At 75.5% G+C, this 13281-nt stretch carries 10 protein-coding genes; 2 read left to right on the top strand and 8 right to left on the bottom strand.

Annotated elements, in window-relative coordinates; genetic code table 11:
* Window positions 1-69: 69 nt before the first annotated feature.
* From AB0O09_RS22505 to AB0O09_RS22530, 6 genes are all read right to left on the bottom strand, one after another.
* Window positions 70-1326, bottom strand: coding sequence for an ABC transporter substrate-binding protein (locus tag AB0O09_RS22505; RefSeq protein WP_363543778.1), 1257 nt, complete (start codon window positions 1324-1326; stop codon window positions 70-72).
* Entirely contained in the window at window positions 1323-2489 is a 1167-nt protein-coding gene (locus AB0O09_RS22510; protein ID WP_363543793.1) for a branched-chain amino acid ABC transporter permease, read from the bottom strand. Before AB0O09_RS22510 ends, AB0O09_RS22505 begins: the two co-directional genes overlap by 4 nt.
* 1 nt (window position 2490) lies before the next feature.
* Window positions 2491-3381 carry a branched-chain amino acid ABC transporter permease gene (locus tag AB0O09_RS22515; protein ID WP_363543779.1) on the bottom strand — a complete coding sequence of 297 codons (891 nt, stop codon included), beginning with the start codon at window positions 3379-3381 and terminating at the stop codon, window positions 2491-2493.
* Window positions 3378-4157, bottom strand: coding sequence for an ABC transporter ATP-binding protein (locus AB0O09_RS22520; RefSeq protein WP_363543780.1), 780 nt, complete (start codon window positions 4155-4157; stop codon window positions 3378-3380). Before AB0O09_RS22520 ends, AB0O09_RS22515 begins: the two co-directional genes overlap by 4 nt.
* Window positions 4154-4969: an ABC transporter ATP-binding protein gene (locus AB0O09_RS22525; RefSeq protein WP_363543782.1), complete on the bottom strand. Its 816-nt coding sequence runs from the start codon at window positions 4967-4969 to the stop codon at window positions 4154-4156. The genes AB0O09_RS22520 and AB0O09_RS22525 overlap by 4 nt, the downstream gene beginning before the upstream one ends.
* 303 nt (window positions 4970-5272) lie before the next feature.
* Complete coding sequence (locus AB0O09_RS22530) at window positions 5273-6574, bottom strand: helix-turn-helix domain-containing protein (RefSeq protein WP_363543783.1); 1302 nt, start codon at window positions 6572-6574, stop codon at window positions 5273-5275.
* A gap of 310 nt (window positions 6575-6884) precedes the next feature.
* On the opposite strand from AB0O09_RS22530, the gene AB0O09_RS22535 reads away from it, so the two are divergent.
* Window positions 6885-7304 carry an SHOCT domain-containing protein gene (locus AB0O09_RS22535; RefSeq protein WP_363543784.1) on the top strand — a complete coding sequence of 140 codons (420 nt, stop codon included), beginning with the start codon at window positions 6885-6887 and terminating at the stop codon, window positions 7302-7304.
* Window positions 7305-7407: 103 nt separating this feature from the next.
* Here the strand turns inward: AB0O09_RS22535 and AB0O09_RS22540 are convergent, their stop codons facing one another.
* Both AB0O09_RS22540 and AB0O09_RS22545 read right to left on the bottom strand, forming a co-directional pair.
* Window positions 7408-9291, bottom strand: coding sequence for a M1 family aminopeptidase (locus AB0O09_RS22540; RefSeq protein WP_363543786.1), 1884 nt, complete (start codon window positions 9289-9291; stop codon window positions 7408-7410).
* A 240-nt stretch (window positions 9292-9531) separates the two neighbouring features.
* Window positions 9532-9888: an ATP-binding protein gene (locus tag AB0O09_RS22545; RefSeq protein ID WP_363543788.1), complete on the bottom strand. Its 357-nt coding sequence runs from the start codon at window positions 9886-9888 to the stop codon at window positions 9532-9534.
* A gap of 280 nt (window positions 9889-10168) precedes the next feature.
* Between AB0O09_RS22545 and AB0O09_RS22550 the strand changes: the two genes are divergently transcribed.
* The gene (locus AB0O09_RS22550) at window positions 10169-12826 is read left to right on the top strand and encodes a LuxR C-terminal-related transcriptional regulator (RefSeq protein WP_363543789.1); all 2658 of its coding nucleotides are present in this window, start codon (window positions 10169-10171) and stop codon (window positions 12824-12826) included.
* Window positions 12827-13281: the final 455 nt, after the last annotated feature.

Raw genomic sequence — 13281 nt, forward strand, 5'->3', positions numbered from 1 at the left:
GGGGCTCCTTCGTGGGAGCCGGCGGAGTACGGGCGGCCGGGCCGGGTCGGCCCGGCCGCCCGGGTGGGCTCAGCCCCGGGGCAGCGGGTAGCCGCGGGTGGCCGCGACCTCGTGGGCGGCCTCGGCGACGGCGAGGCCGCCGGTGGCCGACTTGGCGGGCTTGAGGATGAACGAGCCGTACGCCGAGGGCTTGGCGGCGTCGGTGAAGTCGAGCGGCACGTCCAGGACGTTGAGCGCCTTCTGGCTGCGGTGGGCGGCCACGATGCCCTCGCGGGTGAGGTCCTTGGCGGTGCAGGCGTTGCCGAGCGCCTCGGCGGCGACCTGGGCGGCCACCCAGCCGCTGACCACGCCGCTGTCCACCGGCGCGCCCGGGTACTTCGCCTGGTAGTCCTGCACCAGCTGGCGCATCCGCGGGGTGTCGGCGCTGGGCGCCGGGTAGCCGCTGACCAGGTAGAACATCTTCTCCAGGGCGGGGGCGGCGGCGCTGTCCAGCAGCTGCGGGGCGAAGCCGGGGGCGGAACCGACCACCGGCACGGTGAGTCCCTGGGCGCCGGCCAGGCCGACCAGCGAGGCGGACTGCTTGGGCCCGGCGCTGACCAGGATCGCCTTCACCCCGGCCTGCTTGAGGGCGGTGACCTGGGCGCCGAGGTCGGTGTCGGTGGCCTTGATCTTCTGTCCGACGATGCCGTAGCCGTGCTGCTTCGCCGCGTACTCGGCGCCGGCCAGGGCGTTCTCGCCGTACTCGCCCTCGAAGTAGACGTGGCCGATCCTGTCCCCCGCGGCGAGTCCGGCCTTGCGGGTCAGGAAGTCCACCGCGTTGATCATGTCGATGTCGTAGGTGGGGCCGACCACCTGGATGTAGTTCTGGCCGAGCAGGGTGGAGGACCAGCCGAGCGGCAGGGTGAGGATCTTCTTGCCGGCGATCTCCTGCTTGAGCGCGGCGACCACCGGCGATCCGATGACCTGGGTGAGCATCGCCGAGTCGGGCTCGATCTCGGCGAAGGCGGCGACGCCCTTCTGCACGTCGTAGCCGTGGTCCTTGACCTTGATCTCGACCTTGCGGCCGCAGATGCCGCCGACCTTGTTGGTCTGTTCCACCCACAGCTGCTGGGCGTTGACGATGCTCTTGCCGAGCGAGGCGTAGACGCCGCTGAGGTCGGTGAGGGCGCCGAGGGTGATGGTCGTCCCGGTGACGCCGGGGCCCATCTTCACGCCGTCCTCGCCGACCCGGTCGGAGGAGGTGTCGGCCTTGGTGCTGCAGCCGGTCGCGGCGAGCACGAGGACGGCGAGGGCGGCTGCGGATCTGAGCGTTCTGCGATCGGTCACGGGGTCGGCTCCTTGCCGGGCGAGGGACGGGTGGCGGTGCGGGAGACGGTCACGGGGACGGGGACGGGGACGGGCGCCGGCGCCGCGGCTGCGGCGGCCGGCGCGCGCCGCGGCCGGTACCGGCGGGCGAGGCCCGCCAGTCCGTCCGGGGCGAGGGTGAGGATCAGGACGACGGCCGCGCCGTACAGGTAGCGGGCGGCCTCGCCGGGGGTGGCGCCGAAGGCGTCCGAGCCCGCGGGGGCGATCAGCGGCAGCCGGTCGGCGTACACGGTGAGGACCTGCGGGAGCAGCGAGACGAGGACGGCCGCGGCGGCCGCGCCGCCGACCGAGCCGAGCCCGCCGATCACGATCATCGCGAGGAAGTCGATCGACAGGGCGAGCCCGAAGTGGTCGGGCACCACCCGTTTGAAGGCCAGCGCGGTCAGCGCCCCGCCGGCCCCGGCGTACAGGCAGGAGACGGTGAACGCGGCGCAGCGGTACCGGGCGACCGGCACGCCCATCACGGCGGCGGCGGTGCCGCTGTCCCGCAGTGCGGCCAACGCCCGTCCGGGGCGGCCCTGTTGCAGGTTGCGGGCGGTGAACAGGCCGAGCGCGACCAGGGCCAGCCCGAGGTACCAGAGCCGTTCGAGGCCGCCGAAGGGCACACCGAGCACGGCCAGGCCGCGCGGCGAGGCGTCGCTGAACGAGAAGCCGAACAGCGCCATCGGCTCGACCGGCCGGCCGTTGAAACCGCCGGTCACACTGCGGGAGTTGAGCATCACGTGCTGGCCGAGGAAGACCAGGGCGAGGGTGGCCACGCCCAGGTACATGCCGCGCAGTCGGCCGGCGATCGGACTGAACGCCGCGCCCGCGGCGCCGGCCAGCGCGATCGCGAGGACGAGGGCGAGCAGCGGCGGCAGGCCGAGCCCGGTGAGCTTGGACGGACCGCTGCCGGACGCCCCGCCGGAGAACCAGACGTAGCCGTACGCGCCGACGGCGAGGAAGAAGGAGTGGCCGAGCGAGAGCTGCCCTGCGGTGCCGGTGAGCAGGCCGAGGCCGATCGCGCCGAGCACCGCGGCCATCGCGAACAGCCCGCTCTGCAGCCAGAACCCGTCCGCGTAGAAGGGCAGGGCGAGCAGCACGAGGACGCCTGCGGCGGCCGCGGCGCGGCGCCCGGTGATCAGCTCAGACACGGACGGCCTCCTTCGATCCGAGCAGCCCCGAGGGCCGCACCAGCAGGACGGCGACCATCACCAGGTACGGGGCGATGCCGGGCAGGCCCTCGCCGAACGCGCCGAGCGCGTCCTGGTAACCGGCGGCGAGGGCGCCGGCCAGGCCGATGGCGAGGCTGCCGGCCAGGGCTCCGGCGGCCGAGTCCAGGCCGCCGAGGATCGCCGCGGGGAAGGCGGCGAGCGCGAGTTGACCGGTCGAGCGGTCCAGGCCCGGCGCGGGGAAGGCGGCCAGGAAGACCGCGGCGACGGCGGCCAGCGCACCGGCCGCGCACCAGGCGGTCAGCCGCATCCGGCCGAGCCGCACCCCCATCAGCGCGGCGGCCTCCTCGTCGGCGGAGGCGGCCCGCATCGCCAGCCCCCAGCGGGTCCAGCGGAAGGCGGCGAAGACCGCCCCGATCAGGGCGACGGAGACGGCGATCCCGGCCAGCCGGGCCTCGGCGGCGTGCACCCCGCCGATCCGGACCACGGCCGGGCCCCACGGGTCGCCGGTGGCCAGGTAGTCGGCGCCGATCGCCCGGGCCAGCGCGGTCAGCAGCACCAGGTCGGCCCCGATGGTGAGGATGGTGGCGACGTGCGCGCCCGCCCCGCGCACCCCGCGGGCGGTGAGCAGGTGGAGCAGGCCGGAGGCGGCCGCGGAGGCGGCCGCGCCGAGCAGCACGGCGAACGGGAAGCCGACCGCGCCGTGCGTGGCGGCGACCACCCAGCCGCCGAGCAGCAGGACGGAGCCGTGCGCGAAGTTCATCACCCCGGAGGCCTTGAAGACCACGGTGAAGCCCAGCGCGACCAGGGCGTAGACGGAGCCGAGGGCGATCCCGTCGAGCAGGGTTTCGGCGAGCCGGGTCATGCTGCTTCCTCCTGTCCGAGGTAGGCGCGGAGCACCGCCGGGTCCTGCTGGACGGCCTCCGGGGTGCCGTCGGCGATCCGGCGGCCGAAGTCGAGGACGGTGACGGTGTCGGCGAGCCGCATGACCATCCCCATGTCGTGCTCGACCAGCAGGACGGAGATGCCGAGGGCGGCGCGGATCGCGGCGATCGTGTCGGCCGTCTCCAGGCGTTCGGCGGGGTTCATTCCGGCCACCGGCTCGTCGAGCAGCAGCAGTCCGGGTTCGGCGCAGAGCGCCCGGGCCAGCTCGACCCGCTTGCGCACGCCGTAGGGCAGCGCGCCGACCGGCTGGTCGAAGTGGGCCTCCAGGCCGAGGAACCCGGCGATCTCGGCGGCCCGTGCGCGGTGCCGCCGCTGCTCGCGGACGGCGCTCGGCAGGCGCAGGGCGGTGGCGGCGAATCCGGCCCGGGTGAGCCGGTGCCGGCCGAGCATCAGGTTGTCGGCGACGGTGCCCGCGGTGAGCACGATGTTCTGGAAGGTCCGGGCGATGCCGAGCCCGGTGACGGCGTGCGGCGGCATGCCGGTGATCTCCCGCCCGCCGTAGGCGACGCTGCCGGAGGCGGCCCGATACACGCCGGAGAGCACGTTGAAGCAGGTGGACTTGCCGGCGCCGTTCGGGCCGATCAGGGCGTGCACGGTGCCCGGTTCGACGGTGAACGAGACGTCGTCGAGTGCGGTGAGGCCGGCGAACCGGACGGTGATGCCGCGGACCTCCAGCCGGGCGGCGGGGGCGGTCATGCCGTCCACCTGCGCAGTTCGCGGACGGGCGGACGGGCGGCGGTGGCCTGGCCGTCCTCCTCGGCGGCGCCGAGGTAGAGCCGGCGGACCTCGTCGCCGGCGGCGAGCTCCGCGGCGGTGCCCTCCAGCCGGACGAGCCCGTTCTCCAGCACCAGCGCCCGGTGCGCGACGGCGAGGGCCATCGCGGTGTTCTGCTCGACCAGCAGGACGGAGGTGCCCTGCCGGTTGATCTCCTGCACGATCGCGCCGATCCGCCGCACCATCCGCGGGGCCAGGCCGAGCGAGGGCTCGTCCAGCAGCAGGACGCGCGGATCGGCCATCAGCGCCCGTCCGATCGCCAGCATCTGCTGCTCGCCGCCGGACATCAGGCCGGCCCGCTGGCGGCGGCGCTCGGCCAGCACCGGCAGCAGGGCGAAGACCCGCTCGCGGGCCTCCCGCCGGGTCGCGGCGCCGCGGCGGCCGCGGCCGAGCTCGCCGGCCCGCAGGTTCTCCTCGACCGTGAGGTCGGCGAACACCCGTCTGCCCTCGGGGACCTGGACGACGCCCGCGCGCACGGCCAGGGCCGCGTCCTCCGCCAGCGGACGGCCGTCGACCGCCACCGTCCCGGCGGTGACCGCGCCCCGGTGCAGGCCGAGGGTGCCGGAGACGGCCCGCAGCAAGGTGCTCTTGCCGGCCCCGTTGGCGCCGAGGACGGCGGTGATCCGCCCGGCCGGGAGGTCCAGCGAGACCCCGCGCAGCGCCCGGACGGCGCGCCCGTAGGCGACGTGCAGATTCTCGACGGTCAGCGTGCTCGACCGCTCGGGTGGGCTCATGGTGCTCCTTGCGTCCGAGCGCCGGGCCGCGCACACGGGGCAGCAGCCGCTCGGGAGGGTGGGAAGCCCGGGCGGCGGGGGCGTCCGCCCGGTTCTGGGTGAGCGGCAGGACACCACGGCGGCGGAGCGGCGGTCCATGGCGGGACGGGCACGCGTTGCGGCTGCACAGCGCCCGGCGGGCCGCGTTGTGAGCTCGACCAGTACCGGCGGCCGGGGGCGGCGCGGGCGGTCCGGGAGCGGGGAGAGTGCACGGCAGGTCCGCCGCCGGGGCTTCAGGACGGACCCGGCGACGGCGCCGCGGTGTCAGGACGGCAGCAGCCGGTACGCGTCCAGGGCGAGCGACAACTCGACCAGGTGGCGCGGGTGGTTGAGGCTGCGGCCGCTCAACTGCTCGTACCGGCGCAGCCGGTTGAGTACGGTGTTGCGGTGGCAGAACAGCCGGGTGCCGGCCCGCTGGGCGGAGCCGGCGCTGTCCAGCCAGACGTCGAGCGTGCTGAGCATCGACTCGCGGTCCTGGACGTCGAGCTCCAGGACGGCGCCGAGCGCCCGGTCGACCAGCGCGGTACCGAAGTCGGGGAGGGAGACGACCAGGGCGGTGGACAGCCGCTCGTGCAGCAGGGCGACGTCGCCGTCGGCGGTGCAGGTGCGCAGCGCGATGTCGGCGGAGCGCCGGGCGGCGCCGATCTCGGCGAGCTCCTCGACGACGGTGCCGATGCCGACCCGGGCGCCGCGGTGGTGGCCGAGGCAGGCGGCGACCTCGGCCGGGTCGGCGTCGCCGAGCAGGACGAGGGCGTGCTCGCCGTCGGTGCCGCGGTGCCGGACGATCCGGACGCCGGGCGGCGGTCCGGCCTGCGCCGGGGCGGCCTCGGCGGGGTGCCGGGGCGGCCCGACCGGTCCGGCGAGGGCGGCGACCGCGTACCGGCCGCGCTCGGGGAGGTCCAGCGCGGCGGCGACGGTGGGCAGGTCGGTGATCCGGGTGGTGCCGTCGAGCAGAGCCTGCACCATGGCGCGGGCGCGTTCGCGGTGCTCGCGGGCGGTCTGGCTCTCGACCAGCCGGTAGGCCTGGGTGATCAGGTCGGAGTGCTCGTCGACGAAGCTCCAGATGCCGGCGGCGCTGTGCAGCAGCAGGTGGGCGTGGTCGGGCTCGCGGCGGGTGGCCGTCTCGACCAGCCGTCGCCAGACCAGGGCCCCGCCGAGCCGGAAGGCGTGCAGCAGGGCGTCCAGCGGGAGTTCGCGCTGGGCGCGGCGGGCGCCGATCTGCCAGGAGCAGAGCCGGGCGGCCTCCCAGGTGCCGGGCGGGTCGAGCAGGGTGCGCACCGAGCTCTCCAGCGAGGTGCGCACCTCCAGCCGCAGCTCCTCGGGGCCGATGGTGGCGGGGTAGGCGGGCTCCCGGGCGCTGATCTGCGCGACGAGCTCGCGGGCGAGTCCGTCGACGTCCTGCAGCAGGTGGCCGGCGGTGCGGCGGAGCAGCTGTTCGGAGGCGGTGTCGGCCCGGGACCGGACGGGCCGCCGGGCTGGCGGTTCTTCGGGCAGGCCGCGCAGCCGGGGCTTCGGGGCGGGGCCAGTCGGTGCGGCGGCGGGCGGAGCCGGGGCGGGTGGTCTCACGGGCGCTCCCTCGTCGACTTTTAACTAGCAGTGCTAGTCAAAATCATCCGGCCCGGCCCGCACAAGGACGACTGCCGACCTCGGCGGCAGTCGGCCGAATCGTGACCGCGCGCTTGCCGGGGCGTGACCGGACGGCGGGCCGCCACGGAGCCCCCGATCGGCCGACACGCCGAGTGCTGCGCCCGGAATGCGATGGTATGACTCGTTTTGTCCCCTGTCCGGACCGGACGGCTGGGGCGGGCGGTGCGGGGGCGCCGCCGTGGACCGACAGCCCGCCGGTCGACCGGCGAACGGCTGGGACGGGAGTGCCATGGACGACTACCCGCTGCTCAACATCTTCTGGACGATGCTGGAGCTCTTCGTCTTCATCCTCTGGTTCTTCCTGCTATTCAAGATCATCACGGACATCTTCCGCAGCAAGGACATGGGCGGCTGGGGCAAGGCCGGCTGGACGATCTTCGTCATCCTGCTGCCGCTGATCGGCGTGCTGGTCTACCTGATCGCGCGCGGCGGCTCGATGGCCCAGCGTGATCTGGAGCAGGCGCAGCGGACGGACGAGGCGTTCCAGGCGTACATCCGCCGCGCGGCCGCCGACGGCGGCGGGGACGGCGGAGCCGGCGGCACGGGCCGGAGCCACGCCGACCAGCTGGCCAAGCTCGCCGACCTGAAGACCACCGGCGCCATCTCCGAGGAGGAGTTCCAGAAGGCGAAGGCGAAGCTGCTGGCCTGACCGGCCGTCCCGTCCGGGTCCTCGTATCACTCGAACGGCGGAGCACCGGGCGCCCCCTCCACGGGGGCGCCCGGCGCCGTGCGCGTCGGGGGCGGTCCGGCCCTCAGCCCTCGATCCGGTGCTGGGTCCAGAACGAGGTCAGATCGGTGCCGGCCGCGGCCTGGGCCGCCGCCTTGAACTCGGCGGTGGTGCTCACCCCGTACCAGTGCGACTGCGCGTAGTCGTGCAGCAGGGTGCTCATCGCGCCGTCGCCGATCAGTCGCCGCAGGTCGTGCAGGGCGCACTTGCCGTAGGTGTAGACGACGGTGGAGTACCGGGACGCGTGCGCGTCCCAGTACGCCATCGAGTCGGTGATCTTCTCGGCGGAGGACGACCAGGAGACGCTGCTCCAGCAGTTGCTGCCGGTCTTGCCGAGCGCCAGGTCGGTGGCGTAGTCGGTGAACGACTCGTCCAGCCACGGGCTGGTGTACTCGTCGTCGCCGACGATCCCGTAGAACCACTGGTGCGCGATCTCGTGGGTCAGCGCGGTGGTGGAGACCAGGTCGAGCACGAAGCCCGGGTACTCCATGCCGCCGAACCAGAAGCCGTTGTCGAGCACCGCGTCCAACTCGGCGTACGGGTAGGCGCCGAAGCGCTGCGCGTGGGCGTCCACCGCGGACTCGGCGGTGGACAGCATCGACTGGGCGTCACCGGAGGAGATCCCGCTCACCGCGTAGACGTTGACCTTCACGCCCGCCGCCGAGGTGCCGCTGATCCTGGTGAACGGCCCGGCGCCCCAGGCGAAGTCGCGCACCTTGGCCGCCGTGGCCCGGGTGACGGTGCGGCCCGGGGCGCCGGGGGTGTCCACCGAGGTCCCGGTGGCCGGCACCAGCAGGCCGCTGGGGTGGTCCAGGGTCACGTCGAAGTCCGCGGCCAGCGAGTAGAACGACTCCCCGTTGTTGGTGTACGGGTCGAGGTGCCAGCCCGCGGCGTCCCGGACGGCCAGCACCGGCAGCGCGTTGCCGAGGAAGTCGTACGCCCCGTCGTGGCCGAAGCGGTCCGCGCCGCTCGGCACGGTGATGCCGAGGTCGAAGCCGACCGTTCCGCCCTGGCCCTGGGCCAGCGGCGCGGGCAGGGTGACCTTCATCGCCGTGCAGGCCACCGAGAGCGCGGAGGCCGTGCCGCCGGTGACGTTGGTGACGGTGATCGGGGTGCTCGGGCAGCTGCCGTGCGCGTTGTCCCACAGCCGCAGGTACACCTCGGTGAGCGGGGTGGCCGAGGCGTTGGTGAAGGAGACGCTCTCGTGGCCCGTCCAGGACGCGCCGGAGGCGTCGCTGCTCAGCGAGACGGTGTAGGCCGGTGCGGCCGGGGTCCGGGTGGCGTCCGGCGTCGGGGTGCCGGTGGGGCTCGGCGTCGGCGTCGGGGTGGGCGTGGGTGTCGGGGTGCCGCCGCCGGAGACGTTCAGCGCGATGTCGTCCAGCACGAAGCTGGTCTGCAGGCCGGAGTCCTCGGTGCCGGTGAAGGAGAGCGCCACCGTGCGACCCGCGAAGGAGGAGACGTCGAAGGTCTTCTGCAGGTAGCCGGGACGGGCGTCCAGGTTGGACCAACTCGCCAGCGCGGTACCGCCGATGCTCGCGGTGAGCTTGTCGTAGGCGGTGGCGGCGGTGGTCTCCGCGGTGTCCACGTGCAGCCAGAGGCTGAGCGTGGCCGAGGTGCAACCCGCGGGCAGGGTCACCGACTGGGAGAGCGTGTCGGTGTGGGAGGAGCCGTAGCCGTCCAGCCAGGCGAAGGAGCTGCCGCCGTGCGCGGTCTGCCCGCCGCCGCTGGTGATCACTCCGCTCGACGCGGACCAGGGTGAACCGCCGGACTCGAAACCGCCGTTGGCGACCACCTGGGCGGGGGTACAGGCCGCCGCCGCGGTTGCCGTGGCCGTGGTGGCACCGGTGGCCGCCACGGCGGCCGCGAGCAGCGCGCCGGCGGCGACCAGGGGGAGAAGGGTGCTTCTCATCGATCCTCTTCGGGTAGGGGACCCTTCCGTGCCGGACGAAGGGTCAACCCGCCCGTACGGAAGGCACGTTGACGACCGACGGGGATCGGGGCCCGCCGGTCGCGAGGCCGAGAGAAGCGTGACAGCAGCCCACCCCTTCATTGAAGGGGGCATGCCATAGATTTGGCCGGGTCTTTGCGCGGGCACCGCGCCGACCGCGGCACCGCGGCCTTCGCGTCCGCCGCGTGCCGGGGAGGGGCCCTACAGGGCGATCACGGCCTCGACGAGGGTGCCGTCGGGGGAGCGGACCACGGTGGTGTCCACCGCGAAGGCGTCGACCAGGTCCAGGCCGCGCCCGAACGCCGCGTCCACGTCGGCCGGCTCGCGGCGCGGAGCGGTCCGCTCGCGCCACCGGCCCCAGTCCCGGACGCGCACCGTCAGCGCGGACTCGCACACCTCGAAGAGCACCGACACGTCCACGCTGCCGCTGTGCAGCACCGCATTGGTCACCAGCTCCGTGACGATCACCGAGAGCGCCTCGGCCACGTCCGCGGGCAACCGCCGGCTGCGCACCAGCGCCCGCCCCGTGGCGCGCAGCCGCGGCACCGACTCGGGCACGGCGGGGAGGGTGACCGAGGCCGTCAGCCGGGGGGGCCGGACCGGAACGTCCGGTCCGGGAGCCAGGGCGACGGGTCTGGAAGAGGTCGAATTCCTCACGCGGGGCTCCTGCCTGCGCGGTGGGCGGCATCGGCGGCGGCCCCCGCCGACCCACGGGCCGCGAGGCCATGACCCGGACCACGCTGCCCGCCCTCCCACGGTCGCGGCAATCAGTGGAGACTGAAGTACGGATACGCAAAGAAAGCCCGGCGGTCCGGTGAACTCCGACAGGGTGGCACGTGTGGACGCACTGAACGAGACCGCGCTGCGGCACCTGCTGGCCCGGGCCTGGACGGCCGAGGGCGGCGGCCGCCCCGTCCTGCTGCTCGTCGAGGGCGAGGCCGGCACCGGCAAGAGCCGCCTGCTCGCCCGGCTCGCCCACGGCGTCCCGGTGCCCGTCCGCACCGACCCGCAGGCCGCAGCCCCGGCCGAGGGCCCCGCCGCGGGCCCGGCGCTGCTCCTCGCCGACGACGTCCACCGGGCCGGCCCGGACCGCCGGGCCGCCCTGGGCGCCCTGCTCGCCGACCCGCCGGCCGGCCTCGCCTGCGTGCTCGGCTACCGCCCCGAGGAGCTGGACGAGCCCGGGCTGCCGCTCGGCCCGGACACCGAGTACGCCGCCGGGCTCACCGTCGTCCGCCACCGCCTCGGACCGCTCGGCCCCGAGGAGGTCCGGCGGATGGCCGCCGCCGCGCTCGGCGCCGACCGCTGCCCGCCCGACCTCGCGGACCGGCTGCACCGGGCGGCCGGCGGCACCGCCCAGGTGGTCGCCGACCTGCTCGACCTGCTCGCCGCCCGGGACGGCCGGCCCCCGGGCGCCTTCGCACCCCCGCCGCGGCTCACCGCCCTCGCCCTGCGCCGCACCGCCGCCCTGCCCGCCGCGCACCGAGGGGTCGTGCACGCCGCGGCCGTCCTCGGCGAACCCGCCACCGCCGCGGAACTCGCCGAAGTCGCCGGGCTGGCCCCCGACACCGGCCGCACGGCCGTCCAGGCGGCCCTGCGCACCGCGGCCCTGCACGACCACGGCGACGGCCGGTACGGCTTCCGCGTCCCGCTCGCGGCCACCGCCGTCCGGGACCACCTGACCGGCCCGCACCGGGAGGAGCTCCACGGCCGCGCCGCCGACCTGCTCGTCCGCCGGCAGCCCGTGCCCTGGGAACGGGTGGCCGGGCACCGCCGGGCCTGCGGACGCGAACGCGGCTGGCTGCAGGCCGTCGAACGGGCCGCCCAGCGGCACGCCGACCGCGGAGACCTGGAGCGGGCCGTCGCCCTGCTGGAGTCCGCGCTCGCCACCGGCCCGGTGCCCGAGCACGCCCGCTCCCGGCTGGTCACCCTGCTCGCCCGCTCCGCGGTGATGGGCCTGCGCTCCGACCGCACCCTCGCCGTGCTGCAGCACATCGTCGCCGACCACGGCCTCGCCCCCGCCCTGCGCGGCGAGATCCGCCTCGACCTCGGCCTGCTGCTCTGCAACCAGATCGGCCGCTGCACCGACGGCCTGGCCGAACTGGAGCGGGCCGTCGGCGAGCTCCAGGAACAGCCCGTGCTGCTCGCCCGGGCCATGTCCGCGCTCTCCATGCCGTACTGGCCGGGTGCCCCGCTCGCCGAGAACGTCGCCTGGATCGAACGCGCCCTCGCCGTCTCCGAGCAGGTCGGCGACCCGGTCGTCCGGGCCGCGGTCGCCGCGAACCGGGTCAGCGTGCTGCTCAACATCGGCGACCCCGCCGCCTGGCCGCTGGTCGACGCACTGCCGCGGGACGGCGAACCCGTCGCCGTCCGCCAGCAGGCCGCCCGCGGGCTGTGCAACGCCGCCGACGCCGCCGTCTGGATCGGCCACTACGACCGCTCCCGCGCCCTGCTCGGCGAGGGCGTCGCCCTGGCCGCCCGCAGCGGAGCCTCCTACGCCGAGCAGACCGGTCGCGGCTGCACCCTCGTCCTCGACTGGGCGACCGGCCGCTGGGCCGGCCTCGCCGGCCGCGCCGGCGCCCTGGTCGCCGAGGCCGGCGACATGCCCTTCATCGCCTCCGACGCCCGGCTGGTGCTCGGGCTGCTCGCGCTGGCCCGCGGCGCCTGGGCCGAGACCGAGGAGTACCTCTCCGGCCCGGACGCCCCGGACCGCGACCACGGCCCCGTCCCGCTGTCGGCCGCCTCCTCCGGCGCACTGATCCGGCTCGCCCTCGCCCGCGAGGACGTCGCCGGTGCGGCCGCCGAGGCCGCCCTCGCCTGGGACCGGCTGCGCGCCAAGGGCGTCTGGGCCTGGGCCGCCGAACTCGCCCCCTGGGCCGTCGAGGCGACCGCCCGCGCCGGGGCCGCCGCGGCGGCCCGCGAGATGGCCGCCGAGTTCGCCGCCGGCCTCGACGGCCGGGACGCCCCCTCCGCCGAGGCCGCCCTGCACTGGACCAGGGCCGCCCTCGCCGAGGCCACCGGCGACCCGAAGACCGCCCGCACCCACTACGAGCGGGCCGCCGCCGGCTACCGGGCACTGCCCCGCCCGTACCACGCAGCCCTCACCGCCGCCGCGGCCGCCCGCTGCACCCTGGAGGCCGGCGACACCGGCACCGAGGCCGCGGTCGAGGCACTGGCCGACAGCGCCGCCGCCTTCGAGGCGCTCGGCGCCACCTGGGACGCCGCCCGGACCCGGGCCGAACTGCGCGGCCACCGTCCGCCGGAGGACCGCCGCGGGCCCGGCCGCCCCGCCTACGGCGACCTGCTCTCCCCGCGCGAGGAGGAGGTCGCCCGGCTCGCCGCCGCCGGGATGACCAACCGGGAGATCGCCGCCGCCCTGCACCTGTCCCCGCGGACGGTCGAGCAGCACGTCGCGCGGGCCCTGCAGAAGACCGGAGCACGCTCCCGCCAGCAGCTCACCGCGGTGCCGCGGGCCGTCGCCCCGACCGAACCGGATTGATTGCGTATCCGTGGAATCCGGGCTCCGGATTCCGGGCCGCCCGCCGGGTGCGGCAGGCTCACCACGGGCGGCGCCGCACGTGATCCGGTCGGCGCCGCACGGGGGCCCGCCGCGACCGCGGCCCGCCCCCCGTACGTAGGCGCGGGAGGCTCCGCGGCGGACCACCGCGGAGCCTCCCGTCACGCGTGTCAGGGGTGCACCACAAGGGGTGCGTGGGGGCGCCTCCCGGCCGAAGGCCGATTCGGATGTGGGCCACCGTGCGGACCAGGGGTGAGCCGGATCCGTCAGGAGCACCGCTCCCGGACTGCGCAGTTCCCCGCGCCCCTGAACCGACCACCCGAGCGCCGTTTGAAGACAGCTCCTAGGGCCTGTGTGATGTTGTGATCAATCTTCGGGTTCTGCCCCCGTTTCGGGGTGGAAACCGGTAGGACTGTCAGGTGTGACGCGCAGGCAAC

Source organism: Kitasatospora sp. NPDC093679, assembly GCF_040683455.1.
Taxonomy (GTDB): Bacteria; Actinomycetota; Actinomycetes; order Streptomycetales; family Streptomycetaceae; genus Kitasatospora; species Kitasatospora arboriphila.

Coding starts and splice junctions, on each gene's coding strand:
- AB0O09_RS22525 (WP_363543782.1), bottom strand. CDS start 4,969: ATGAGCCCACCCGAGCGGTCGAGCACGCTGACCGTCGAGAATCTGCAC.
- AB0O09_RS22540 (WP_363543786.1), bottom strand. CDS start 9,291: ATGAGAAGCACCCTTCTCCCCCTGGTCGCCGCCGGCGCGCTGCTCGCG.
- AB0O09_RS22520 (WP_363543780.1), bottom strand. CDS start 4,157: ATGACCGCCCCCGCCGCCCGGCTGGAGGTCCGCGGCATCACCGTCCGG.
- AB0O09_RS22515 (WP_363543779.1), bottom strand. CDS start 3,381: ATGACCCGGCTCGCCGAAACCCTGCTCGACGGGATCGCCCTCGGCTCC.
- AB0O09_RS22535 (WP_363543784.1), top strand. CDS start 6,885: ATGGACGACTACCCGCTGCTCAACATCTTCTGGACGATGCTGGAGCTC.